At 72.7% G+C, this 23,210-nt stretch carries 22 protein-coding genes; 10 read left to right on the top strand and 12 right to left on the bottom strand.

Annotation, left to right across the window (positions count from 1 at the left end):
* Positions 1-39: 39 nt before the first annotated feature.
* The 5 genes from K304_RS0125400 to mce all read right to left on the bottom strand — a co-directional run bounded on the left by K304_RS0125400 (position 40) and on the right by mce (position 7,320).
* The gene (locus K304_RS0125400; RefSeq protein ID WP_027766000.1) at positions 40-819 is read right to left on the bottom strand and encodes an ABC transporter permease subunit; all 780 of its coding nucleotides are present in this window, start codon (positions 817-819) and stop codon (positions 40-42) included.
* Positions 820-822: 3 nt separating this feature from the next.
* Positions 823-1,953: an ATP-binding cassette domain-containing protein gene (locus K304_RS31305; protein ID WP_078529721.1), complete on the bottom strand. Its 1,131-nt coding sequence runs from the start codon at positions 1,951-1,953 to the stop codon at positions 823-825.
* 246 nt (positions 1,954-2,199) lie between these two features.
* Positions 2,200-3,153 carry a coiled-coil domain-containing protein gene (locus tag K304_RS0125390; protein WP_027765999.1) on the bottom strand — a complete coding sequence of 318 codons (954 nt, stop codon included), beginning with the start codon at positions 3,151-3,153 and terminating at the stop codon, positions 2,200-2,202.
* Between the two features lie 135 nt (positions 3,154-3,288).
* A complete protein-coding gene (gene scy / locus K304_RS0125385; RefSeq protein ID WP_027765998.1) occupies positions 3,289-6,624 on the bottom strand; it encodes a polarized growth protein Scy in 3,336 nt (1,111 codons plus the stop codon).
* 240 nt (positions 6,625-6,864) lie between these two features.
* Positions 6,865-7,320 carry a methylmalonyl-CoA epimerase gene (gene mce, locus K304_RS31300; protein WP_037791997.1) on the bottom strand — a complete coding sequence of 152 codons (456 nt, stop codon included), beginning with the start codon at positions 7,318-7,320 and terminating at the stop codon, positions 6,865-6,867.
* A gap of 149 nt (positions 7,321-7,469) precedes the next feature.
* Between mce and K304_RS0125375 the strand changes: the two genes are divergently transcribed.
* Both K304_RS0125375 and meaB read left to right on the top strand, forming a co-directional pair.
* Positions 7,470-8,675 (top strand): acetyl-CoA C-acetyltransferase, encoded by a 1,206-nt coding sequence (locus K304_RS0125375; RefSeq protein ID WP_027765997.1) that lies wholly within the window; start codon positions 7,470-7,472, stop codon positions 8,673-8,675.
* A gap of 44 nt (positions 8,676-8,719) precedes the next feature.
* Entirely contained in the window at positions 8,720-9,679 is a 960-nt protein-coding gene (gene meaB / locus K304_RS0125370; protein WP_027765996.1) for a methylmalonyl Co-A mutase-associated GTPase MeaB, read from the top strand.
* A 25-nt stretch (positions 9,680-9,704) separates the two neighbouring features.
* Here the strand turns inward: meaB and K304_RS0125365 are convergent, their stop codons facing one another.
* Both K304_RS0125365 and K304_RS31295 read right to left on the bottom strand, forming a co-directional pair.
* The gene (locus K304_RS0125365; RefSeq protein ID WP_027765995.1) at positions 9,705-10,880 is read right to left on the bottom strand and encodes a CaiB/BaiF CoA transferase family protein; all 1,176 of its coding nucleotides are present in this window, start codon (positions 10,878-10,880) and stop codon (positions 9,705-9,707) included.
* A gap of 160 nt (positions 10,881-11,040) precedes the next feature.
* Entirely contained in the window at positions 11,041-11,484 is a 444-nt protein-coding gene (locus tag K304_RS31295) for a PepSY domain-containing protein (protein ID WP_037791995.1), read from the bottom strand.
* Between the two features lie 113 nt (positions 11,485-11,597).
* Between K304_RS31295 and K304_RS0125355 the strand changes: the two genes are divergently transcribed.
* Both K304_RS0125355 and K304_RS0125350 read left to right on the top strand, forming a co-directional pair.
* On the top strand, positions 11,598-12,260 hold the full coding sequence (locus K304_RS0125355; protein ID WP_027765994.1) for a response regulator transcription factor: 663 nt from the start codon (positions 11,598-11,600) through the stop codon (positions 12,258-12,260).
* Entirely contained in the window at positions 12,253-13,782 is a 1,530-nt protein-coding gene (locus tag K304_RS0125350) for a sensor histidine kinase (RefSeq protein ID WP_027765993.1), read from the top strand. Before K304_RS0125355 ends, K304_RS0125350 begins: the two co-directional genes overlap by 8 nt.
* 18 nt (positions 13,783-13,800) lie before the next feature.
* Here the strand turns inward: K304_RS0125350 and K304_RS0125345 are convergent, their stop codons facing one another.
* From K304_RS0125345 to K304_RS0125330, 4 genes are read right to left on the bottom strand one after another with little or no spacing between them, the layout of a single operon-like run.
* Positions 13,801-14,268: a MarR family winged helix-turn-helix transcriptional regulator gene (locus tag K304_RS0125345; protein WP_027765992.1), complete on the bottom strand. Its 468-nt coding sequence runs from the start codon at positions 14,266-14,268 to the stop codon at positions 13,801-13,803.
* Between the two features lie 13 nt (positions 14,269-14,281).
* The gene (locus K304_RS0125340; RefSeq protein WP_027765991.1) at positions 14,282-15,031 is read right to left on the bottom strand and encodes an AIM24 family protein; all 750 of its coding nucleotides are present in this window, start codon (positions 15,029-15,031) and stop codon (positions 14,282-14,284) included.
* A complete protein-coding gene (locus K304_RS0125335; RefSeq protein ID WP_027765990.1) occupies positions 15,028-15,678 on the bottom strand; it encodes an AIM24 family protein in 651 nt (216 codons plus the stop codon). The genes K304_RS0125340 and K304_RS0125335 overlap by 4 nt, the downstream gene beginning before the upstream one ends.
* Positions 15,678-16,316 carry an AIM24 family protein gene (locus K304_RS0125330; RefSeq protein ID WP_051308841.1) on the bottom strand — a complete coding sequence of 213 codons (639 nt, stop codon included), beginning with the start codon at positions 16,314-16,316 and terminating at the stop codon, positions 15,678-15,680. The genes K304_RS0125335 and K304_RS0125330 overlap by 1 nt, the downstream gene beginning before the upstream one ends.
* 94 nt (positions 16,317-16,410) lie before the next feature.
* On the opposite strand from K304_RS0125330, the gene K304_RS0125325 reads away from it, so the two are divergent.
* The 3 genes from K304_RS0125325 (at position 16,411) to K304_RS31290 (ending at position 19,266) form a co-directional block, all read left to right on the top strand.
* A complete protein-coding gene (locus tag K304_RS0125325; RefSeq protein WP_027765988.1) occupies positions 16,411-16,767 on the top strand; it encodes a DUF3817 domain-containing protein in 357 nt (118 codons plus the stop codon).
* Entirely contained in the window at positions 16,764-17,066 is a 303-nt protein-coding gene (locus K304_RS0125320; RefSeq protein ID WP_027765987.1) for an MTH1187 family thiamine-binding protein, read from the top strand. The genes K304_RS0125325 and K304_RS0125320 overlap by 4 nt, the downstream gene beginning before the upstream one ends.
* Before the next feature lie 421 nt (positions 17,067-17,487).
* Entirely contained in the window at positions 17,488-19,266 is a 1,779-nt protein-coding gene (locus K304_RS31290; RefSeq protein WP_051308840.1) for a glycosyltransferase family 2 protein, read from the top strand.
* Here the strand turns inward: K304_RS31290 and K304_RS0125310 are convergent.
* Positions 19,209-20,207, bottom strand: coding sequence for a winged helix-turn-helix domain-containing protein (locus tag K304_RS0125310; protein ID WP_027765986.1), 999 nt, complete (start codon positions 20,205-20,207; stop codon positions 19,209-19,211). The genes K304_RS31290 and K304_RS0125310 overlap by 58 nt on opposite strands.
* 182 nt (positions 20,208-20,389) lie before the next feature.
* Between K304_RS0125310 and K304_RS0125305 the strand changes: the two genes are divergently transcribed.
* The 3 genes from K304_RS0125305 to icmA all read left to right on the top strand — a co-directional run bounded on the left by K304_RS0125305 (position 20,390) and on the right by icmA (position 23,200).
* Positions 20,390-20,902 carry a MarR family winged helix-turn-helix transcriptional regulator gene (locus K304_RS0125305; protein WP_027765985.1) on the top strand — a complete coding sequence of 171 codons (513 nt, stop codon included), beginning with the start codon at positions 20,390-20,392 and terminating at the stop codon, positions 20,900-20,902.
* Positions 20,903-20,988: 86 nt separating this feature from the next.
* Complete coding sequence (locus tag K304_RS0125300) at positions 20,989-21,321, top strand: DUF3817 domain-containing protein (RefSeq protein WP_027765984.1); 333 nt, start codon at positions 20,989-20,991, stop codon at positions 21,319-21,321.
* Positions 21,322-21,499: 178 nt separating this feature from the next.
* Complete coding sequence (gene icmA / locus K304_RS0125295) at positions 21,500-23,200, top strand: coenzyme B12-dependent isobutyryl-CoA mutase large subunit (protein WP_027765983.1); 1,701 nt, start codon at positions 21,500-21,502, stop codon at positions 23,198-23,200.
* The last annotated feature ends 10 nt before the right edge of the window (positions 23,201-23,210 follow it).

Raw genomic sequence — 23,210 nt, 5'->3', positions numbered from 1 at the left:
ACCGTATGGTCCGGGGGCGCTGCAGGGGGGTGTGCCGCCTTACGCGTCGCGCTTCTTGACCGTCACGAAGCCCGCCAGCAGGGCGACGACGACCCAGCCGGCCATGATCAGCAGTCCGCCCCAGGGGCCGTACGGGCGGTCGCCGCTGCCCATGCTGCCGTCGACGACCGACATGATCATCGATCCGGCCTGGTCGGGCAGATACATGCCCACGTCCCGCGTGGCCTCGACGGCGCCCAGGATGTTGGAGACCAGGAAGAAGAACGGCATCAGGATCGCGAACGCCAGCAGCGGGCTGCGCAGCAGGAACGCGATGCCCATGGAGAACAGCGCCATCAGCGTCATGTAGATGCCGCCGCCGATGATGGCGCGGAGCACGTTCTCCTCGCCGATCGAGGTGCTGTACTCGCCGAGCAGGGCCTGGCCCAGGAAGAACGCGCTGAAGCTCGTCACCATGCCGACCACGAGGACCAGCAGCGTCGAGACCGCGATCTTCGAGGCCATGAAGATCCCGCGCTGCGGGACGGCGCCGAGGGAGCTGCGGATCATGCCGGTGCTGTACTCGCTGGAGACGGCCAGCACACCGAACGCGATCATCGCGAGCTGGCCGAGCGCGGTGCCCGAGAAACTGACGAACGTGGGGTCGAAGGTGGCCCTCTGCTGGGGCGGCATGTCGTTGAAGGTGGAGGCCGTGACCGCGGCGATCAGCGCGCCGAGACCGACAGTGACGACGAAGGCGGTGGTCAGCGTCCAGAAGGTCGAACGCACGGTGGTGACCTTGGTCCACTCGGAGTGGAGGACCCGGGATACGTGTGCCATGGTTCAGCGGCCCTTCTTCCAGCCCTCGCCCCACGCGGGACGGTCCTGCGGCGTCTCGGTGTGCGGTGTGCCCGGCTGCGGCGCCGGGACCGGCTCGCCCTGTGCGGCGCCGGGCGGCGGCGGTGCGGCGGGCGTCCCGCCCGGTGCACCGGCGGGTGCGCCCTGGCCCGGTACCGTGCCCGGCACGGCGCCCGTGGCGGCGGCCTGCTGCATCGCCGGGTCGGCGGTGGACGTGTGCGCGTGGTACTCCACCGCCCCGGCGGTCAGCCGCATGAACGCTTCTTCCAGCGACGCCTGCTGCGGGCTGAGCTCGTGCAGCACGATCCCTCCCGACGCGGCGAGTTCGCCGATGCGGGACGCCTCGACGCCCTCCGCCTCCAGCGATCCGTCGGCGGCGGTCACCGGCGTCACGCCGTCCCGGTGCAGCAGGTCGAGCAGCTTCTCGGGCTCCGGCGTGCGCAGCCGCACGTACGTCCTCGAGTGCTCGGCGATGAAGTCGGACATCGGGGTGTCCGCGAGCAGCCGGCCCTGGCCGATGACGACCAGGTGCTCGGCCGTCAGCGCCATCTCGCTCATCAGGTGGCTGGAGACGAAGACGGTGCGGCCCTGCCGGGCCAGTTCCTGCATCAGGTTGCGGATCCAGTGGATGCCCTCGGGGTCGAGTCCGTTGACCGGCTCGTCGAACATCAGGATCTTCGGGTCGCCGAGCAGCGCGGCCGCGATGCCGAGGCGCTGGCCCATGCCGAGGGAGAAGCCCTTCGGCCGTTTCTTGGCGACGGCGGACAGACCGACCAGGTCGAGCACCTCGGACACCCGGCGGCGCGGGATGCCGTTGCTCTGCGCCATGCACAACAGGTGGTTGTAGGCCGTGCGCCCGCCGTGCACGGACTTGGCCTCCAGCAGCGCGCCGATGTAGTTCAGCGGCTCCTGCAGGCGGTCGTACCGCTTGCCGTCGATGCGGACGTCGCCGCTGGTGGGCGCGTCCAGTCCCAGCATCATGCGCATGGTGGTGGACTTTCCCGCGCCGTTCGGGCCGAGGAAGCCGGTGACCACGCCGGGGCGCACGCTGAACGTGAGATGGTCGACGGCGACCTTGCGGCCGTAGCGTTTGGTCAGCCCTTCGAGCTCGATCATGCGTCGATCCTACGGGCAGATCCGCCGACGTCGCCCGTGTGATTTGTCATGAGCCCGGGAGGCGCACCGAAGCTGCACGGCTCCGTCGCACGACGGTTCCCTCAGCGCAACCCGTCCGGGCCCCGGGCCCTGCGCGGACGGGCGGGGAGCTCCGTCCCGGACACGCAGAGAACCCGCCCGGACACGCACGGAGCCCCGTGCCCTTGCGGGCCGGGGCTCCGTGCGAGCGGCGTGCCGAGGGTGGTGTCAGCGGGACTGCTGGGCCGGGACGCCGTGGCTCACCGACTCGTCGTCCGTGTCGTCCTCGCCGCCCGGCTGACCGGCCGCGGCCACGGCGGCACCGGTCAGCGTCGCCAGCATCTCGCGGACGTTGGTCAGCTGCGCGTTGATGCTGTCGCGGCGGTTGGTGAGCGCCGCCAGCTCGCGCTCGGACTCGCTGCGGACGCGGTCGGCCTTGGCGTTGGCGTCGGCCACGATGTCCTCGGCCTGGCGCTGCGCGGTCTCGACCGTCTGGCGGGCCCGGCGCTCGGCGTCCGTGCGCAGCTTCTCGGCCTCCAGCCGCAGCTGCTCCGCACGGTGCTCGATCTCCGCGAGCCGCTTCTCGGCCTTGGCCTGGCGGGACGCCAGGTCGCGCTCGGACTGCTCGCGGCGCTTGGCGAGGTTGGTCTCGAAGTCGGCGGCCGCCTGGGCGGCCTTCGCACGGGTGTCCTCGAAGAGGGAGTCGGCCTCCTCGCGCTTGGACTGCGCGTCCTTCTCCGCGTCCGAACGCAGCTGCGTGGCCTCGCCCTTGGCCTTCTCGACGATGCGGGCGCCGTCGTCCTCCGCCTTCTGCTTGCGGTCGGAGGCGAACGCCTCGGCGTCGTTGCGGACCTGCTGCGCGGCGCTCTCGGCGAGCTCGCGGTGCTGCTCGGCGGCCCGGCGGGCCTCCTCGCGCAGGTCCTTGGCCTCCTCCTCGGCGAGACGGAGGATCTTCTCCACGCGCGCGCCCAGACCGGCGTACGACGGCTCCGAGTCGTTGACCTGGGCCTGGGCGTTCTGCGTCTCGAGGTGCAGCTCCTCGATGCGCTTTTCCAGAGAGGTGATGCGAGAGAGTGCGCTGTCCCGGTCGGCGACGAGCTTGGTGATGCGGTCGTCCACCTGACCGCGGTCGTAGCCACGCCGCACGAGCTCGAAGCCGAAGGGGGAGGAAGTGTCGCTCATGGGGTTCCTGTCGAGTCAGACGGGGGTTGTCGGGCTGGGGTATCGGGGAGTGATAGAGGGAATCCTAGGGGGACAAGCGGCGTGTCATCGAGCTGATGCCCGTTTGTTGTGGAGAATGCTCGCTCGTTCGAGTGGCTAACGCCCGGACGGCTTGCCACCGCCGCGTGAACCGCCTGCGCCGGCACCGGCCTTGACGCCGCCGTTCGCATCGGAGTCCGAACCGCTCTTCCGGCCGCCGCTGTTCTTTCCGGACCCCTTGCCGCCGCCGGCGCCGCCGGGCGCCTCGAACGACTCCAGGGCCTCCAACACGTCCTGCACACGGGAGATCTCGGCGTTGATGTCCTCCTGACGGCGCTCCAGCACCTCGAGTTCACGCTGTCCGGCGTCGAGGGTCCGCTGGGCCTCGGCCTCGGCGTCCTCGCGGGTCTTCTCCGCCTCGGTCAGCAGCGTCGCCTTGCGCTGCTCGGCCTCCTTGAGCAGACCCTCCGCCTTGCGCACGGCGGCGATCCGCACCTTTCCGGCCTCCGACTCCGCGTCGTCGACCAGCTCCCCGGCCTTCCGCCGTGCCTCGTCGAGCTGTTCCTCGGCGGCCTTCACCAGGGCGTCGCACCGTTCACCGGCGGACTTCATCGCCTCCGCCGACTCCCGGCGGGCCCGCTCGTGCAACTCCTCCACCTCGCCTGTGATCCGGTCGCGCAGTTCCTCGGCGCGCTCCCGGGTCGCGGCGGCGTCGGTCCGGGCCTCCTCCAGCAGGGTGTTCGCATCCGCGCGGGCCTTCTCGACCCTCTCGCGGCCCTCCGCACGGGCGCTGTTCACCATGCCCTCGGCCTCCTCGCGGGCGGAGGCGAGCAGCCTGTCGGCCCGCTCCTGGGCCGAGGAGGCCGACGTCTCGGCCTCCTCGCGGGCCTGCGCCAGCAGCGTGTCGGCCTGCTCGGCCGCCTCGCCGCGCTTGCGTGCCGCGTCCTCGCGGGCCTCGTCCCGGGCGCGGTCGGCATCCGCGCGGGTCCGCTCGGCGGCCTCCAGCGCCTCGTCCACGGTGCGTTCGGCCAGCGAACGCGCCGCCTCCAGCTCCTCCTGCGCCTCGCGGCGCAGCCCGGTGATCTCCTGCTCCGCCTGCTCGTGCAGCCCCGCCACCGACTCGCGCACCTGCCGTGCGGTGTCCTCGGCACCGGCCACCAGGTCCGCGGCGTGCCGTTCGGCCTCCTCGACGATGCGGACGGCCTCGGCCTGCGCGTCGTCGACCCGCTGCCGCGCCGTGGCCAGCAGTTCCTCTCCCTGCTCGCGCGCGGCCGTGCGTTCCTGGTGCGCCTCCTCGCGGGCGTGGGCGAGCAGTTCCTCCGCTTCCCGGCGCCGCCGCTCGGCCTCGGCGCGGGCGGCCTCCAGTGCCTCCGAGGCCTCGGTGTTGGTGCGTTCGGCCGCGGCGTCGGCCTCCCGGCGCATCCGGTCCGCGGACTCCTGCGCCTCCGTCCGCAGCCGTTCCGCCTCGGCGGCGGCGTCGCTGCGCAGCTGCACGGCGACGTTCTCGCCCTCCGCGCGTGCCTGGGTCGCGTCCGAGATCGCCTCGGTGCGGACCCGTTCGGCCTCGTCCTCCGCCTGCTGCTGGAGAGCGCGGCGCTTCTCGGCGGCCTCCACCCGGAACTGCTCGGTCTCGGTGCGGGCCTCCTCGCGCAGCCGGTCGGCCTCGCCGCGGGCCAGTCGCAGCTCCTCCTCCGCGCGGGACACCTTGTCCTCGGCGTCGGTGCGCAGGCGCTCCAGCTCCCGGTCGGCCTCCTCGCGCAGTTCGGCCACGGCCTGCTCGGCGTCCTCCCGGACCCGGCGGCTCGCCTCGGCGGCCTCGGTACGGCTCTGTTCGGCCTGCTCCTCCGCGCCGGAGCGCAGCTCCTCGGCCTCCTTGCGGGCGCGCTCCAGCGCCTCCTCGGCCTGCCGCCGCAGGCTGGTGGCGCGCTCGATCGCCTCGGTGCGGACGCGTTCGCTCTCCGTCGCGGCGTCGCCGCGGAGTTCCTCGGCGTCGGTGCGCGCCTTCGCCAGCAGCTCCTCCGCGCTGCTGGCTGCCTCCTCGATCTGCTGGACGGCGTCGCGGCGGGCCTCGCCGCGGATGTTCTCGCCCTCCTCGACCGCCTCGGCGCGCAGCTGCTCCGCCTCGCCGCGCAGCCGCCGCGCCTCCTCCTGGAGTTCGACGGTCTTGGCGCGGTACTCCTTGGTGTCGTCCTTGGCCGCGCCCTTGAGTTCCGTGGCGACGTCGTGCGCCTCGGCACGGAGCCGGTCGGCCTCCTCCTCCGCCTCCCGGCGGAGTCGTTCGGCCTCCTCGGTGGCCGCCTTCGTCGTGGCCTTGGCCTTGTCGGACGCCTTGTTGAGCACGTCCTCGGCCGTACGCGCGGCCTCGGCGAGCTGGTGGGCCGACTCCTCCGCGGTGCGGGTGCGAGCCTCCTCGCGGGCCTCGGCGACGAGCCGTTCGGCTTCGGTGCGGGCGTCGGAGAGGACCTGTTCGGCCTCCCCGCGGAGGGCCTCCGACTCCTTGGTGGCCTGGCCGACCATGCGGGCCACCTCGGACTTGGCGGTCCGCACCCGCTGCTCGTTGACCGACTCCGCGTCACCGAGCTTCTTGGTGGCGGCCTCCTCGGCCTCGGTGAGCTTCTTCTCGGCCTCCGCGCGGGCCTCGCGCAGGGCCGTCTCGGCCTCCCGCATCCGCGCCTCGGCGCGGCGGACCAGGTCGGCGGCCTCGCGGCGGCTGCTCTCGGCCTCGCCCGAGCTGCGGCTGCGCAGCTGCTCGGCCTGCTCGGCGGCCTCCTGCGCCTGCCCGGTGGCGTTGGAGAGCATCCGCTCTGCCTCGGCGCGGGCGCGGCGCAGCATGGCGTCCGCCTCGGCCCGGGCGTTCTCGGCCTCGCCGGCCATCCGGTGGCGGGACTCCTCGGTGAGCCGCTGCGCCTCCGCACGCGCCTGGGCGAGGGACCGTTCGGACTCGGCCCGTGTCTCCTCCATCAGGCGGCGCGCCTGCTGTTCGGTGCGGGTGCGCAGCTGCTCGGCCCAGGAGACGTTCTCGTTGACGTGCGACTCGACCGTGGAGCGGCGTTCGGACAGCTCTTCGTCCAGCTGCCGCCGGCGTCGCACGGCCTCGGCGTGCAGCTCGGACTCCAGCCGCGACTGGGCCTCGGCCTGCTCCTGGAGGAGTCGCTGCGTCTGTGCGCGCGCCTCCCGCAGCTCGCGCTCGGCGTCCGAGCGCATCTGGTCGGCCTGCATCTGCGCGTTGTGCAGGAGCTGTTCGGCCTGGTGGGAGAGGTTCTCGAAGCCGGCGGCCGGGCGCGTGGCGAGAGCGCGGCGCGCCTCGTGGAGCTTGGCACGCAGCACTTCGACCTGGTAGCCGAGGTCGTCGGCGTGGTCGACCGCCTTCTCCCGCTCCTTCTTCAGCCGCTCCATCTCGGCTTCGAATCGCGAGAGGTGGTCGTCAGCCTCGTAGCGGTCGTTGCCCCGCACTGCGCGGTCCCATCCGTCCCCTGGTCGCCTATGAAGGTGAACTGTCCTGCACCCCCGTCACCATGCGCGGCAGACGCCCGTACGGGACATCTCCCGGACGTGCCGAGGAAATGGTGTCAGATCATCGGCGGAACGAGGAACCCGCGCCTGCCCGGGCAGGGCCTGGGCACGGCTTCTTCCCGGGGTCTTGGACAAGCGGCCCCGGCCGCGCGGCCACTCTACCGGCCGGGGAAGCGGACGTCAGTGGTCCGTGTGCTCCGCCCCCCGGCCGGAGGTGGCGGCGGAGGTCACGAGCTCGGTCAGCACGCCGTGGCAGTCCTTGGGGTGCAGGAACGTGATCCGTGAGTCCATCGAGCCGCGCCGCGGCTCGTCGTAGAGCACCCGCACGCCCTTGTCGCGGATGCCGGCCGCCTCCCCGTCCACGTCGGCCGTGCCGAACGCGATGTGGTGGACGCCCTCCCCGTTCTTGGCCAGCCACTTCCCGACCGCGGAGTCCTCACGCGTCGGCTCCAGCAGCTGGAGGTAGGAGGCCCCGCCGTCGTCGGTGCCGTTGATGCGGAGCATGGCCTCGCGGACCCCCTGCTCCTCGTTGACCTCGGTGTGGAACACCTCGAAGCCGTAGGTGGCACGGTAGAACTGGACGGTGGCGTCGAGGTCGGTACAGGCGATCCCGATGTGATCGATACGCGTCAGCATGAGGACAGTGCAGCGTGTCGGGCGCGGTTCCGCAATGCGCGATTACGCAACGTGCGCACGGTCACACCGTTCGACCGGTGACCGGGGACGTGACCGCTCAGTACCGTGTGGATAACAGTCGTTAACCTCCCGCTGGAAGGGACCCTGCCATGACGGACACGTCCAGCAGCACCACATCGGTCATCGTCGCGGGTGCGCGCACCCCCATGGGGCGGCTGCTCGGGTCGCTGAAGTCCTTCTCGGGGGCCGACCTCGGCGGCTTCGCGATCAAGGCGGCACTGGAGCGGGCGGGCGTCGCCGGCGACCAGGTCGAGTACGTGATCATGGGCCAGGTCCTCCAGGCCGGCGCCGGCCAGATCCCCGCCCGGCAGGCCGCCGTGAAGGCCGGCATCCCGATGAGCGTCCCGGCACTGACCGTGAACAAGGTGTGCCTCTCCGGTCTCGACGCCATCGCGCTGGCCGACCAGCTGGTGCGCGCCGGCGAGTTCGACGTGATCGTCGCCGGTGGCCAGGAGTCCATGACCAACGCCCCGCACCTGCTGCCCAAGTCGCGCTCCGGCTTCAAGTACGGCGCGGTCGAGATGCTCGACGCGATGGCGTTCGACGGGCTCACCGACTCCTTCGAGAACATCGCCATGGGCGAGTCCACGGAGAAGCACAACACCCGCCTGGGCATCGGCCGCCCCGAGCAGGACGAGATCGCCGCCGCCTCCCACCAGAAGGCCGCGAAGGCCCAGGCGGACGGCCTGTTCGACGCCGAGATCGCCCCGGTCGAGATCCCGCAGCGCAAGGGAGACCCGGTCGTCTTCTCGCAGGACGAGGGCATCCGCGGCGACACCACCGCCGAGTCGCTCGGGAAGCTGCGTCCCGCCTTCGCCAAGGACGGCACCATCACCGCCGGCTCCGCTTCGCAGATCTCCGACGGCGCGGCAGCCGTCGTGGTGATGAGCAAGGCCAAGGCCCAGGAGCTGGGCCTGGAGTGGATCGCCGAGATCGGCGCCCACGGCAACGTCGCCGGCCCGGACAACTCGCTCCAGTCGCAGCCGTCCCAGGCGATCCAGCACGCCCTGAAGAAGGAGGGCCTGTCGGTCGGCGACCTGGACCTCGTCGAGATCAACGAGGCGTTCGCCGCCGTCTGCGTCCAGTCGACGAAGGACCTCGGCGTGTCACCTGAAAGGGTGAACGTCAACGGTGGCGCGATCGCACTGGGTCACCCGATCGGGATGTCCGGTGCACGCATCGTCCTGCACCTGGCGCTGGAGCTGGGCCGCCGGGGCGGCGGCGTCGGCGCCGCGGCGCTGTGCGGCGGCGGCGGCCAGGGCGACGCGCTGGTGCTGCGGGTCCCCGGCAAGTGAGCGGTTCGACGGTTCGGCAGTCCGGCTGTACGGAGGAATGAGAAGTGGTGGACGTCCCCACGCTGGTGACGCAGGCCCGGGAGGGGCGGCCGCGTGCCGTCGCCCGGCTGATCTCCCTGGTCGAGGGGGCGTCCCCGCAGCTCCGCGAGGTCATGGCGGCTCTCGCTCCGCGCTGCGGGAACGCGTACGTGGTCGGGCTGACCGGCTCGCCCGGCGTGGGCAAGTCCACCTCGACCTCCGCGCTGGTCTCCGCCTACCGGCGGGCCGGGAAGCGGGTCGGCGTGCTCGCGGTCGACCCGTCGTCCCCGTTCTCGGGCGGCGCGCTGCTCGGTGACCGGGTGCGGATGAGCGAGCACGCCTCCGACCCCGGCGTCTACATCCGCTCGATGGCCACGCGCGGTCACCTCGGCGGCCTCGCCTGGGCCGCACCGCAGGCCATCCGGGTGCTGGACGCCGCCGGCTGCGACGTGATCCTCGTCGAGACGGTGGGCGTCGGGCAGTCGGAGGTGGAGATCGCCTCCCAGGCGGACACCAGCGTGGTCCTGCTGGCCCCGGGCATGGGCGACGGCATCCAGGCCGCGAAGGCGGGCATCCTGGAGATCGGCGACGTCTACGTCGTCAACAAGGCCGACCGGGACGGCGCGGACGCCACGGCCCGCGAGCTCAACCACATGCTGGGTCTCGGCGAGGCGCGTGCCCCGGGGGACTGGCGTCCGCCCATCGTCAAGACCGTCGCCGCCCGCGGCGAGGGCCTGGACGAGGTCGTCGAGGCGCTGGAGAAGCACCGCGCCTGGATGGAGGAGCGCGGGGTGCTCGGGGAGCGGCGCGCCCGGCGGGCCGCCCGCGAGATCGAGACCATCGCGGTGACCGCCCTGCGCGAGCGGATCGGCAGCCTCAGTGGCGACCGCCGGCTGGGCGCGCTCGCCGAACGCATCGTGAGCGGCTCGCTCGACCCCTACGCGGCGGCGGACGAACTGGTCGCGGGACTCACGCAGGAGAGCTGATCCGGGCGGCGGACCTCCGGTCCCGTCACGCCGCGCCGTCCTCGATCAGCCGGTCGATCTCGTCCTCGGCGAGCCCCAGCTCGGCCAGGATGGCCCGGGTGTGTGCGCCGAGCGCGGGCACCGGGTCCGTCCGCGCCTCGCCGGGGAGCTGACCCGGCGGGGCCGGCGCCCGGACGGGACCGGCCGGCGTGGCGACCTCGTGCCAGCGGCCGCGCGCGGCCAGCTGGGGGTGGTCCCACACCTCGGCCGGGGTGTTGACCCGGGCGTTGGCGACGGGGATGGAGCCGAGCAGGCCGACGGCCTCGGCGCCGGTCAGCTGTGCGAAGCGGGCCGCGAGGACCGCTCCGAGAGCCTCCCGGTGGTCGCTGCGGCCGGCGTTCGTCGCGTAGTCGGGGTGGTCGGCGAGCCCGGGGTCGTCCAGGAACGCGGCGCACAGGCCGCGCCACTCGCGGTCGTTCTGGACGGCCATCATCACGACCGTCCCGTCACCCGCCGTGAAGGGCCCGTACGGCTGGATGGTCGCGTGCGCGGCACCCGAACGCGGGGGTGGCGGCGCGCCGTCGTAGGCGTAGTACAGCGGGAACCCCATCCACTCGACGGCGGATTCGAGCATCGAGACGTCCAGGTGCCTGCCGGTCCCGGTCTGTCCGCGTTCCAGCAGGGCGGCCAGGACGGAGCTGTAGGCGTACATGCCCGCGGCGATGTCGGACACCGGGACGCCGACCTTCGCCATCTCCTCCTCGGTGCCGGTGACGGACACCAGGCCGGCCTCGCACTGCACGAGCAGGTCGTAGGCCTTGCGCCCCTCGTACGGTCCCGGGGACCCGTAGCCGGAGATGTCGCACACGATGAGGCGCGGGTTGAGCGCCCGCAGCTCCTCGGCGCCCAGACCGGCGCGCGCCGTCGCGCCGGGCGCCAGGTTCTGGAGGAACACGTCCGCGTCGGCCAGCAGCCGGCGCAGCACGTCCAGGCCGCGCGGGTCCTTGAAGTCGAGCGTGAGGGACTCCTTGTTGCGGTTCGCCCACACGAAGTGCGCGCTGAGACCGGCGGTGCGCGCGTCGTACGCGCGGGCGAAGTCGCCGGTGCCGGGCCGTTCCACCTTGATCACCCGCGCGCCGAGGTCGGCGAGGTGGCGGCTCGCGTACGGCGCGGCGAGGGCCTGTTCGAGCGACACCACCGTGATTCCGCGAAGGGGCTGCATGCCTGTCTCCCCGCTGGGCGAACCGGACGGTCGACGATCCCGGCCGGGTCGTACGGGCCGGGGGCGCGACGGACGCCAGTGAAGCACGGCCGCCACCACGGCGCGGGGCCGGGAGAGCACTCCCGGCCCCGCACGGCCGCCCCGGTGCCGGACGGGTCCGTCAGTCGTCGTCGCGGTCGCGGCCGTCGTCCCGGTCGTCCGCGTCGTCCCGGTCGCGGTCGTCGTCCTTCTGCTGCGTCACCTCGCCGCTGTCGGCGTCGATGCGCACCTCGTGCCATGTGCCGTCGTCGCCCAGCACGTCGGCGTCCCAGGCGAGGCGACCACCGTCCTCGTCGTCCAGCTCGATCGATTCGACCTTGCCGTTCACCGAGGCCAGAGCCTTGTCGACGGCCTCCTTCGCGCTGAGCTGGGCGCCGGACAGCGCCTTCGCGTCGTCGCGGTCGTCGCGGTCGTTGCGGTCGTCCGCGTCGTCCCGGTCGTCGTCCTGCGACGCGCCCTGCGACGGCGCGTCCGTGCCGCCGGAGTCACCGGCGAAGGCGGCCGTCGTGCCGCCGACGGCGAGCGTGGACGCGGCGACGGCGGCGATGACCAGCTTGCGGCTCATGGGGTTCCTCCCGTGTCGTTCCTGCGATGTGGGAACACCGTCGCAAGCCGGAGCTGAAGGCACGCTGAAGCCGCCTGAAGATCCCTTCAGGTCCGGTCGGGCAAGCTGGGCGCATGCGGTTGCTGATCGTGGAGGACGAGCGCAGGCTCGCCGTGTCGCTGGCACGCGGCCTGACCGCCGAAGGTTTCGTCGTGGACGTCGTGCACGACGGGCTGGACGGCCTGCACCGGGCGGGCGAGGGCGGCTACGACCTGATCGTCCTCGACATCATGCTGCCCGGCATGAACGGCTACCGCGTCTGCTCCGCGCTGCGCGCGGCCGGGGACGAGACGCCGATCCTGATGCTGACCGCCAAGGACGGCGAGTACGACGAGGCCGAGGGCCTGGACACCGGCGCCGACGACTACCTGACCAAGCCGTTCAGCTACGTGGTGCTGCTGGCCCGCGTACGGGCGCTGCTGCGCCGCCGGACGCGCGGCGGCGCGGCCCTGCTGCGGGTCGGGGACCTGGCCGTCGACCCGGGCAGCCGCCGGGTCACGGTGGACGAGGAGGAGGTCGCGCTGACGGCGAAGGAGTTCGCCGTCCTGGAGCAGCTCGCCTCGCGGGCCGGGGAGGTCGTCTCCAAGGCGGAGATCCTGGAGCACTCCTGGGACTTCGCCTACGAGGGCGACGTCAACGTGGTCGAGGTGCACGTGAGCGCGCTGCGCCGGAAGCTGGGTGCCGGCCGCATCCGCACGGTCCGGGGGGCCGGGTACCGGCTGGACGGCCGTGCGTAGGGGCTCGGTACGGCTGCGGGCCGCGGCCGGTGCGACCGCGGTGGTGGCCGTCGCACTCGTCCTGACCGGAGTGGCCGTGGTGTTCACCCTCCGGGCGGGCCTGGCGGACAACACCCGGCTGCGCGCCGAGTCCGCGGCGCGCGAGGTGGCCGCGCAGGTCACGGACGTGCGGGCGAGCGGCGTGTCCCGGGTCGACGGCCTGGACGTCGACGAGCCGGTGCAGGTGGTCGACGGCCGTGGACGGGTCCTGGGGTCCTCGGCTCCCGGCGGCTCGTTCGCGGACTTCTCCCCGGCGGAGGAGAGGCCGGACCCGCCGGAGACGGCCCGCCCGACCGGCGACGGCGGGGACGACGACGCGGACGCCGGCGGCGACGCGGACGACGCGGACGACGCGGATGCCGGCGACGCCGCGGACGGCGGGGACGACGACGGGCCCACGACGACGGCCCCCGCGCCGGAACCCGTCGAGGTCGACCGCAACAGCCGGAGCGAGGTGCTCGCCCTGCCCGTCGACGAGGACGGCGAGTTCGCGCGCGGGAGCGAGGCGACCGGCCGCCAGGACTTCCAGGTCGTCGCCGTGCACGCCGTCACCCGGGACGGCACCCCGGTGAGCGTCTACGCCGGGGCCTCGCTCGCTGCCCAGGAGGAGGCGGTCTCCTCGGCCACCCGCGCGATGCTGGTCGGCCTGCCGGTCGTGCTGGCCGTGGTCGGCGCCGTCACCTGGCTGGTCGTGCGGCGGGCGCTGCGGCCGGTGGAGGGCATCCGGCGCGGGATGGCCGACATCACCGCCAGCACCGACCTGTCCCGCCGGGTCCCCGAGCCGGAAGCCCGCGACGAGGTCGCCGCGCTGGCCCGTACGACCAACGAGACCCTGGGGGCGCTGGAGAGCGCCGTGGAGCGGCAGCGCCGGTTCGTCGCCGACGCGTCCCACGAGCTGCGCAGCCCCATCGCCTCGCTGCGCACCCAGCTGGAGGTCGGCGCGCACCACCCCGATCTGTTGGACCTGGACGGCGCCGTGCAGGACACCGTCCGGCTCCAGAGTCTCGCCGCCGACCTGCTGCTCCTCGCCCGGCTGGACGCGGGGGAGCAGCCCGGCACCGGGCGGGTCGACCTCGCGGAGGTGGTGCGGGACGAGCTGCGGCAGCGGGTCGCCGGGGTGCCCGTCCGGCTCGACGTGCCGGAGGGCGCCGACACCGTGGCGACGGGGTCGCGCGCGCAGCTCGGCCGGGTGGTCGGCAACCTGCTGGACAACGCCCAGCGGCACGCCTCCGCCGGTGTGCGGGTGTCGGTACGGACCGGGGTGGTGGAGGTCGCCGACGACGGCTCCGGCGTGCCGCCCGGGGAGCGGGAACGGATCTTCGCCCGCTTCGTGCGCCTCGACGACGCCCGCAGCCGTGACGACGGCGGCGCCGGGCTGGGCCTCGCCATCGCCCGCGACGTGGCGGAACGCCACAGCGGCACCCTCACCGTCACCGACGCGCCCGAGGGCGGCGCCCTCTTCACCCTCCGTCTGCCGTCCTGACCTGCGGCCCCGAGCCGTTCAGCGGTCGTGCGCGGTGTGCAGGTGGTCGGCCACGGTGGAGAGCGACGTCTGCAGCTCCTGAAGGGCCTCCGGGGTGAGCAGGTCGATGAAGTGCCGGCGTACCGACGCCACGTGATGCGGCGCGACGTTCCGCATCGTCTCCCAGCCCTGCTCGGTCAGCACGGCGAACAGCCCGCGCTTGTCGGACTCGCAGTTCTCCCGCCGCACCAGCCCCGCGCTCTCCATGCGGGTGATCTGGTGGGACAGGCGGCTCTTGGACTGCCGGGTGCGGTGCGCGAGCTCGCTCATGCGCACCCGGTGCTCGGGCGACTCGGAGAGGTTGACCAGGATCTCGTAGTCGTTGTTGGTCAGCCCGAAGGGCTGGAGGTCGCGCTCCAGCTGGTACATGAGCAGCCGGCTGACGTCGAGGTGTGTGCGCCAGGCCTGCTGTTCCGCGTCGCTCAGCCAGCCCTTGTCCGTGTTCATGTCGAGAGCGTACCTAGAGTCCGAAGCGTCGCTGAAGGTCGCCGAGCTGGCCGGGCAGTCGCGGCGTCTGCTGCCCGGCGGCGCCGTGGCCGCCCTGGTGCGCGCCCTCGCCCGCGAGCGGCACGTCCTTCATCACCTCGGTCGACTGGATCAGCACGGTTCCCGCTCCCGTGAACTCGTACTGGTGCTCCTCGCCGGAGGTGCCGCCCAGCCCGGTCACGGCACGGAGGCCGCCCAGCACGCCCCGCATGTACTGGTGGTCGTAGTGGTGGCAGGGGGAGGGGCAGTCGGCCCAGCCGACCAGCGCCTCCGGATCGACGCGCACCGGCGGCTCGACGAAGTGCACCTCGCCGTTGGACGCGGCCACGAACTTTCCGGTGCCGATCAGCGTGAGGAAGCCGGGGATGATCGACTGCTTCAGCGACAGCGACGGCTCGAAGGCCAGCAGGTTGCCGGACCGGACGGTCAGGTTGCCGTCCTCCAGGTCGTAGCTGTTGACGTCGAAGGCGCGGTCGGCGAGCAGCATCTTGCCGCTGCCCTCTGCGACGGTCCAGTCCTGCGCGTGCAGCGGCGAGTGGAAGCTGCCGGCGACCAGCCGGTCCAGCGGGCCGTGGCCGATGCCGTGGAAGTCGATCTGCCCGTAGTAGGCGATCATCTTCCCCTTCTGCAGGAACCACCGGCTGCCGCGCAGTTCCACGCAGAACGTGTACGGGTTGACGTTGTCGTCCGACGGCAGCGTCGTGAAGTCCTCAGCGGTGGTCACAGCTTCTCCTCGCTCGCCTGCACGTAGACCGTGCCGTTGCCGGACAGCTCCAGCTGGAACGCCTCCCCCGAGCCGCGGCCGACCATGTCGCGCCAGCCCAGTGCGGTGGAGAGCTTGTTGCGCACGTCGCCGTGGTGGGCGACGTACGCCTGCGGGTCGACGTGGACCGGGCGGTCGGGGGTGATCGGCAGTTCGAGGACGCCGCCGTGGGCCATGACGGCGACCGAGCCGTGGCCGCGGAGCGTGGTGGTGAACAGGCCCTGGCCGCTCACCTGACCGCGGACCATGCCCATGACCCCGCCCTGGGAGCCCATGAACATCGTGCCCTGCTCCAGCGTGCCGTCGAACGCGAGCAGCCGGTCGGCCTCGACGTACAGCGTGTCGCCCGTGAGGTCGATGACCTGCACGTGGTGGCCGCCGTGGCCGTACATCACGGTGCCGTCGCCCTCGACGGTCATCAGCGGCGCCGCCTCGCCCGCCGCGCGGCGGCCGATCATGGCCATCACGCCGCCCTGGCCGCCGGACATGTTGGGTGTGAAGCCGACCTGCCCGGTGTAGGCGATCATCGCGCCGCGCTGACTGAACATGCGCGAGCCCGGCGTGACCCGGGCCTCCACGATCTTGGAGTTGATCTGCTGGAACGGCATCAGATCTGCCCCCCGATCGTGTTGCGCTCGCTCGGCTGCACGTAGACCAGGCCCTCGCCCTCGAAGCGGATCTGGAACGCCTCGCCGGAACCCTCGCCGAGGAACGTGCGGAAGTTCACTCCGGACTGGAAGTCCTGCCGCAGACGTCCGGTGTGCGCCACGTAGGCGCCGGGGTCGACCTGGAGCGGCTGGCCGTGCGAGACGCGCAGTACCACCGGCGTGCCGGCGGAGGTCAGCGCGGCCTGCCCGGTGCCCTCCACGGTGGTGGTGAACAGGCCGGTGCCCTGGGAGGCGCCGCGCAGGCCGGTGAAGCTGGTGCCGGTGCGCAGCGACGCCTCGGCGCACAGCAGGTTGCTGGACTCGACGTACAGCGTCTCGCCGTTCAGCGCGACCAGGCTGATGTCGCTCGCGCGGTCCGCGAACCAGCAGGTGCCCTCGCCCTTCACCTCCATGAGCTCCATCTGCTCGCCGGTGATGCGGCGCGTGACCATGCCGCGCAGGCCCTCACCGCCCCCGGAGAGCTTCTTGAACGCCATCCGGCCGTCGTACGCGACCATCGCGCCGTTCTTGGCCTTCACGGCGTCGCCCGCCATCGCGACGGCGAGCACCTTGCCACCTTGCAGTCGGAAATGAGCCACGGGAGTGAACCTACCCGGTGGTCGCCGCCCTGGAGGGAGGTGCCACAATGGCAAAAGTTTGTGCATCCGTTCACAAAGATCGAGGAAACCCGCCGTGGACATCAAGACCGTTTCCGCCATGCGTCGACTCCGCCTCGTCTCGGTGCCCGAGGCCGTCTCCTTCCTGCTGCTGCTGGTCTGCTCGGCACTCAAGCGCACCACGGAGTTCAACGCCGTGCCGGTGATGGGCGCGATCCACGGTTTCCTCTTCGTCCTGTACGTGCTCTTCCTGCTGGACGCCTGGAACCGCACCAAGTGGTCCTTCGGCACCGCAGCCCTGTACTTCGTGCTGTCCGTGCTGCCCGCCGGCGGCTTCTTCGCGGACCGCAGGCTGCGCCGCGAGGAGAACGAGGCCGTCGCCGCGACCCGAAGCGCGCCCACCGGGCAGGGCGAGAGCGTGACGGCTCAGTGATCGTCGCCTTCTCCGTGACACCTCTGGGCGTCGGCGAGGATGTCGGCGCCCACGTGGCCGACGCGGTGCGGGTGGTCCGGGAGTCCGGCCTGCCCCACCGCACCGACGCGATGTTCACCTCGATCGAGGGCGACTGGGACGCCTGCATGGACGTCGTGCGCCGCGCCGTCGCCGCGGTCGAGGCCCGCGCGCCCCGCGTTTCCCTCGTTCTCAAGGCCGACATCCGCGAGGGCGTCACCGACGGCCTCACCGCCAAGGTCGACACCGTCGAACGCCACCTCGCCGCCGACGACCACTGACCGGCCCCCACACCGGAACTCCACCCCGAATCCGCCGCTACGGGCGCACTGTTGACCTGAACGGGACCGATGCGGCACGTCCCCGAGCACCGCGGCGCTCCCGGTTCGGCCTTGGAGCCCCGCCGCAGTCCCCACGCCCGCTGTTCCCGCCGACGGGTGGCTTCTGAGCGAACGGCCCCGGCGCAGCCAGTAGTTGGCGCCGATCCGTCACGTCGGCTGCACGGCCGCGCGCCGCCCTGGGCGCCGGTGGCCCGGTGGCCCGGTGGCCCGGTGGCCCGGTGGCCGGGGGAGCGTGGCGGGTGCCCCCGCCCGGGTGACCCGGACGGGGGTCTCCAGGTCGCGGGGGTGGGGGCGGCGCCCAAGGGTGGAGGCATCCGTGCGGGCCCGGACGGACGGCCCGTGCGCGAGGTGGGAGGGAGCCGTGGCGCCGTCTCGTGACGACTACGAGAGGTACAGCCGCCTCGCCGGGCCGCTCGCGGCCGCGGGCCCGGACTACCGGGTGCGGTACCGCACTCTGCTGTCCCGCGAGCGGCACCGGCTCGGCGTCGTGCTGCTGATCGCCGCGGCGCCCGCGCTGTCGGCCGTGCTGCTGGTGTGGCTGATATGGCCGGCCCACTGGTCGCGCCGGGGCGACGCGGCTCCGGGCTGGCTGGTCGTCGCCGACACGGTGATGCTCGGCGCCATCGGCCTGATCGAGCTGTTCCGGCTGCTCGGCGTGGTGTCCGTCGCGCACGCCACGCTGGTGGCCCGCGACCCGGTGCCCGTGCGTCCGGAGCGCAACGTCTCCGTCGCCTTCCTCACCACGTACGTGCCCGGCAAGGAGCCGATATCCATGGTCCGGGCCACCCTGCGGGGCGCGCTGCGCGTCCGGCACCGGGGGCGGCGGCACGTCTGGCTGCTGGACGAGGGGGACGACCCCGCCGCACGGGCGCTGTGCGCGGAACTGGGCGTGCGCCACTTCACCCGCCGCGGAGTGCCCGAGTGGAACCGTCCCCGGGGGCCGTTCCGGGCCCGGACCAAGCACGGCAACTACAACGCCTGGCTGGAGGCGCACGGCCACGCCTACGAGTTCTTCGCCTCCGTCGACACCGACCACGTGCCGCTGCCCGCCTATCTGGAGCGGATGCTGGGCTACTTCCGCGATCCCGACGTCGCCTTCGTCGTCGGGCCGCAGGTGTACGGCAACTACGACCGGTTGGTCACCAAGTGCGCCGAGAGCCAGCAGTTCCTCTTCCACGCGCTGATCCAGCGGGCGGGCAACCGGTACGGGGCGCCGATGTTCGTCGGCACCAACAACGTGGTGCGGATCGCGGCCCTGCGGCAGGTGGGCGGGCTGCACGACTCCGTCACCGAGGACATGGCCACCGGCTTCGAGATCCACCGCCGCCGCAACCCCGCCACCGGCGGCCGGTGGCGCTCCGTCTACACCCCGGACGTGCTCGCGGTGGGGGAGGGGCCCGAGTCGTGGACGGACTACTTCTCCCAGCAGTTGCGCTGGTCGCGCGGCACCTTCGAGACCCTGCTGCGTCAGTACGGCCGCCCTCCGCACCGGCTGCCGGCCGGCCGGCAGCTCCATTACTCGCTGATGCTGGCGTACTACCCGATGAGCGCCGCCACGTGGGTGCTGGGTGCGCTGAGCTGCGCGCTCTTCCTGTGGGCGGGCTCCTCCGGCGTCACGGTGCCGCCGCAGACCTGGCTGATGCTGTACGGCGACGCGGCCGCGCTCCAGGTCGGGCTGTACCTGTGGAACAGGCGGCACAACGTCTCGCCGCACGAACCGGAGGGCTCCGGCGGGCTGGCGGGCATGGCGATGTCCGCGCTGGCGGCGCCGGTGTACGCGCGGGCGCTGGGAGCGGCCCTGCTGCGGCGGCCGTGCCGCTTCGTGGTGACGCCGAAGGGCGAGTCCACCAGCGAGGACGGGGTGCGGACGTTCCGCACCCACCTGGGGTGGGCGGCGGTGCTGGGCTGTTCGCTCGCGGCGTCGCTGTGGCTGGGACACACCCACGCGGTGATCGGCGTGTGGGCGCTGCTGGCCCTGACGGTCGCGCTGGCGCCGTTCCTGGCCTGGGCGCTCACCCGCCGCCCGCACGGCGGGCGCGCGATGCCGCACACCGGGCGGGGCGCACAGGCCGGGCCGGGTGCCTACGCGAGCTCGCCGTCGCCCGCGGACAGGGCGATGCCGAGCGGTGTGCGTTCGTAGAGCACCTGGTGCCGTGCCCGGCGCGAGGTCAGCAGTCCGGCGCCGCGCAGCGTCGACAGGTGCACGGACACCGAGGACGGCGCCAGCCCCAGCCGCGCTGCCAGCGTGGTCGTCGACGCCGGTTCGGTGAGCGCCGCCAGCACCGCGGCCCGGTTCACGCCCAGCAGCCGTTCCAGCGCCTCCGGCGATCCCGGCCCGGCCTCGGCCTCCGACCACAGCGAGCCGATGCCGCGTGCCGGGTAGACCACGGCGGGCCGCCACGGCGCGTGGAAGCCGCTGACCACGTCCGGCCAGACGAAGACGCTGGGCATCAGCGTCAGTCCCTCGCCGCCCAGCGTCTGTGCCGCCTCCTCCGCGCGTCTTATCGTCAGCGCGCCGTCGGCCCAGGTCACGTGCGGGTGCAGTCCGTCGAAGAGCGCGGCGAGGCCGCCGTCGGCCAGCCTCCGGGTGTGGAAGGCGACGTCGGCCTCCAGCAGCGCCCGCAGCCGCTGCCAGTGCGGGGCCACGAGAGTCTCCCAGGCCCGGACGGTGGCGTCGGCCACTCTCTGCACGGCCCGCGCGGGGTCGCCGAGCATCGCCAGGCCCAGCGGCGACGCGGCCGCCCCGGGGGTGTCGGCGAGGGCGCGGGCCATCTCCTCCTTGGCGGTGACCGGGTCGGTGGCCCGCAGGCGTTCGATCTCCTCGTCGAAGGACTGCACCGGCCCGCCGGGCGGCGGGCAGAGGAAGTCGGGTGTCCAGCCCCGCCGGGGCATCAGCAGCCACAGCGGTTCCAGGCCCAGCGTCTCGGCGGCGCGCACGCTCCGCCGCAGCCACGGCAGGTGGTGGCCCCACTGTCCGGGGCGGGCCAGCAGCCGGACGGCCTGCTGGGTCTCCCAGGCAGGCGAGAGCGCGAAACGGCAGTTGAGCAGGTCTTCGGTGCCGAAATGCATGCGCAGCGGCATGTTCCCCCTCCAGGCTGGTCCGGCCTCAGGGCGCATGGTGACGTGGTGCCTCGGCGGCTACGCCTCCCCCGCTTGTGCCGCTGCCCGCTGCGCCCCCGCCCGAAACCGTCCGGTGGCCTGCAGGGGGACCGGTCGGTGAGACGCTTGCGCTCACGATATGACCGGCCGGTAGGGTCGGGTGCGTGCCGAAGCCGCTCAGCCTGCCGTTCGATCCGATCGCCCGCGCCGACGAACTCTGGAAGCGGCGATGGGGCCCGGCGCCCTCGATGGCCGCGATCACCTCGATCATGCGCGCCCACCAGATCCTGCTGTCGCAGGTGGACGCCGTGGTCAAGCCGTACGGTCTGACGTTCGCCCGGTACGAGGCGCTGGTGCTGCTCACCTTCTCGCGGGCCGGCCGACTGCCGATGTCGAAGATCGGCGAGCGGCTGATGGTGCACCCCACGTCGGTGACCAACACCGTGGACCGGCTCCAGCGCGCGGGCCTGGTGACCAAGGGGCCGAATCCGGAGGACGGCCGCGGGACGCTCGCGTCGATCACCGACAAGGGGCGGGAGGTCTGCGACGCGGCGACGCGCGACCTGATGGCGATGGACTTCGGACTGTCGAGCTACGACGACGCGCAGTGCGACGCGATCTTCTCGCTGCTGAGGCCGCTGCGGGTCGCGGCGGACGACTTCGACGACCCGGCGTAGGCCCGGCCCTCGAAGGTCCGCCGGGCGGGCGCGGGGGCCGCGGGGGCGGCGCCGGGGAGCGGAGGGCGGGCGGATACCCTCGCCGCATGAAGAAAAGCGTGCTGACCCGCTACCGCGTGATGGCCTACGTCACGGCCGTCATGCTGCTCGCCCTGTGCACCGCGATGGTCTTCAAGTACGGCTTCGGCATGGGTGAGAACGTCACCTTCGCGATCTCGCAGCTGCACGGCGTCCTGTTCATCATCTACGTGATCTTCGCCTTCGATCTGGGGCAGAAGGCGCGCTGGCCGTTCGGCAAGCTGCTGTGGGTGCTGGTCTCCGGGACGATCCCGCTCGCGGCCTTCTTCGTGGAGCGCAACGTCGTCCGCGACGTCGAGCCGCTGATCGAGGACTCCTCCGCGGCGACGGCGAAGGTCTGAGGGCCTGCCCGTCCGCTTCCGGCGCCTCCGCGCGCCGGCCGACACCCCGTGCGACCTGCGTCTGAAGGGTCCGCCTTGCGTTCCGGTGCCTTCGGGGCGGACACTTACTAGGACGTCCTAGTATTTTCGCCGCCTCCGCCGCCCGGCGCGAGGGGCACAGAGAGGCAGAAGACACCGCATGGATGCTGAGGCCATCGAGGAAGGGCGCCTGCGCTGGCAGGCCCGGTACGACGCGGCACGCAAGCGCGACGCGGACTTCACCACGCTCTCCGGCGACCCGGTCGACCCCGTCTACGGGCCGCGCCCGGGCGACTCCTACGAGGGCTTCGAGCGCATCGGCTGGCCCGGCGAGTTCCCCTACACCCGCGGCCTGCACGCGACCGGATACCGCGGCCGTACCTGGACGATCCGCCAGTTCGCCGGCTTCGGCAACGCGCAGCAGACCAACGAGCGCTACAAGATGATCCTGGAGGCCGGCGGCGGCGGCCTCTCGGTCGCCTTCGACATGCCGACGCTGATGGGCCGCGACTCGGACGACCCGAAGTCGCTGGGCGAGGTGGGCCACTGCGGCGTCGCCATCGACTCGGCGGCCGACATGGAGGTCCTCTTCTCCGACATCCCGCTGGGCGACGTGACGACGTCCATGACGATCTCCGGTCCGGCCGTCCCGGTCTTCTGCATGTACCTGGTCGCCGCCGAGCGGCAGGGTGTCGACCCGGCGGTGCTCAACGGCACGCTGCAGACGGACATCTTCAAGGAGTACATCGCGCAGAAGGAGTGGCTCTTCCAGCCCGAGCCGCACCTCCGCCTGATCGGCGACCTGATGGAGCACTGCGCGCACGAGATCCCCGCGTACAAGCCGCTCTCGGTCTCCGGCTACCACATCCGCGAGGCCGGCTCCACGGCCGCGCAGGAGCTGGCGTACACGCTCGCCGACGGGTTCGGCTACGTCGAGCTCGGTCTCTCCCGCGGGCTGGACGTGAACAGGTTCGCGCCCGGCCTGTCCTTCTTCTTCGACGCGCACCTCGACTTCTTCGAGGAGATCGCCAAGTTCCGCGCGGCCCGGCGCATCTGGGCCCGCTGGATGCGCGACGTCTACGGCGCCACGTCCGAGAAGGCGCAGTGGCTGCGCTTCCACACGCAGACCGCCGGCGTCTCGCTCACCGCGCAGCAGCCGTACAACAACGTGGTCCGTACGGCCGTCGAGGCGCTCGCCGCCGTGCTGGGCGGCACCAACTCGCTGCACACCAACGCGCTGGACGAGACCCTGGCCCTGCCCAGCGAGCAGGCGGCCGAGATCGCGCTGCGCACCCAGCAGGTGCTGATGGAGGAGACCGGCGTCACCAACGTCGCGGACCCGCTGGGCGGTGCCTGGTACATCGAGCAGCTCACCGACCGCATCGAGGCGGACGCGGAGAAGATCTTCGACCAGATCAAGGAACGCGGACGCCGCGCCCACCCGGACGAGAACCACCCCATCGGGCCGATCACCTCGGGCATCCTGCGCGGCATCGAGGACGGCTGGTTCACCGGCGAGATCGCCGAGGCAGCCTTCCAGTACCAGCGGTCCCTGGAGAAGGACGACAAGAAGGTCGTCGGCGTCAACTGCCACACCGGCTCGGTCACCGGCGACCTGGAGATCCTTCGGGTCAGCCACGAGGTGGAGCGCGAGCAGGTGCGCGAGCTGGGCGAGCGCAAGTCCCGCCGGGACGACGCCGCGGTCACCCGGGCGCTGGAGGACATGATGAAGGCCGCCCGCTCGGACGCGAACATGATCGGGCCGATGCTGGAGGCGATCCGCGCCGAGGCCACCCTCGGGGAGATCTGCAACGCGCTGCGCGAGGAGTGGGGCGAGTACACCGAGCCGCCGGTCTTCTGAGCCGTGCCAC

The organism is Streptomyces sp. CNS606, from assembly GCF_000426325.1.
The sequence above is the reverse complement of the archived record's forward strand: the minus strand, read 5'-3'. Positions and strand labels throughout refer to the sequence as shown.

What these genes read in the sequence shown, in the direction of transcription:
- K304_RS0125390 (WP_027765999.1), bottom strand. Translation starts at nt 3,153, where the DNA reads ATGAGCGACACTTCCTCCCCCTTCGGCTTCGAGCTCGTGCGGCGTGGC.
- K304_RS0125335 (WP_027765990.1), bottom strand. Translation starts at nt 15,678, where the DNA reads ATGCCGTTCCAGCAGATCAACTCCAAGATCGTGGAGGCCCGGGTCACG.
- mce (WP_037791997.1), bottom strand. Translation starts at nt 7,320, where the DNA reads ATGCTGACGCGTATCGATCACATCGGGATCGCCTGTACCGACCTCGAC.
- K304_RS0125345 (WP_027765992.1), bottom strand. Translation starts at nt 14,268, where the DNA reads ATGAACACGGACAAGGGCTGGCTGAGCGACGCGGAACAGCAGGCCTGG.
- icmA (WP_027765983.1), top strand. Translation starts at nt 21,500, where the DNA reads ATGGATGCTGAGGCCATCGAGGAAGGGCGCCTGCGCTGGCAGGCCCGG.
- K304_RS0125310 (WP_027765986.1), bottom strand. Translation starts at nt 20,207, where the DNA reads ATGCCGCTGCGCATGCATTTCGGCACCGAAGACCTGCTCAACTGCCGT.
- K304_RS31305 (WP_078529721.1), bottom strand. Translation starts at nt 1,953, where the DNA reads ATGATCGAGCTCGAAGGGCTGACCAAACGCTACGGCCGCAAGGTCGCC.
- K304_RS0125365 (WP_027765995.1), bottom strand. Translation starts at nt 10,880, where the DNA reads ATGCAGCCCCTTCGCGGAATCACGGTGGTGTCGCTCGAACAGGCCCTC.
- K304_RS0125355 (WP_027765994.1), top strand. Translation starts at nt 11,598, where the DNA reads ATGCGGTTGCTGATCGTGGAGGACGAGCGCAGGCTCGCCGTGTCGCTG.
- K304_RS31295 (WP_037791995.1), bottom strand. Translation starts at nt 11,484, where the DNA reads ATGAGCCGCAAGCTGGTCATCGCCGCCGTCGCCGCGTCCACGCTCGCC.
- K304_RS0125300 (WP_027765984.1), top strand. Translation starts at nt 20,989, where the DNA reads ATGAAGAAAAGCGTGCTGACCCGCTACCGCGTGATGGCCTACGTCACG.
- K304_RS0125400 (WP_027766000.1), bottom strand. Translation starts at nt 819, where the DNA reads ATGGCACACGTATCCCGGGTCCTCCACTCCGAGTGGACCAAGGTCACC.
- K304_RS0125375 (WP_027765997.1), top strand. Translation starts at nt 7,470, where the DNA reads ATGACGGACACGTCCAGCAGCACCACATCGGTCATCGTCGCGGGTGCG.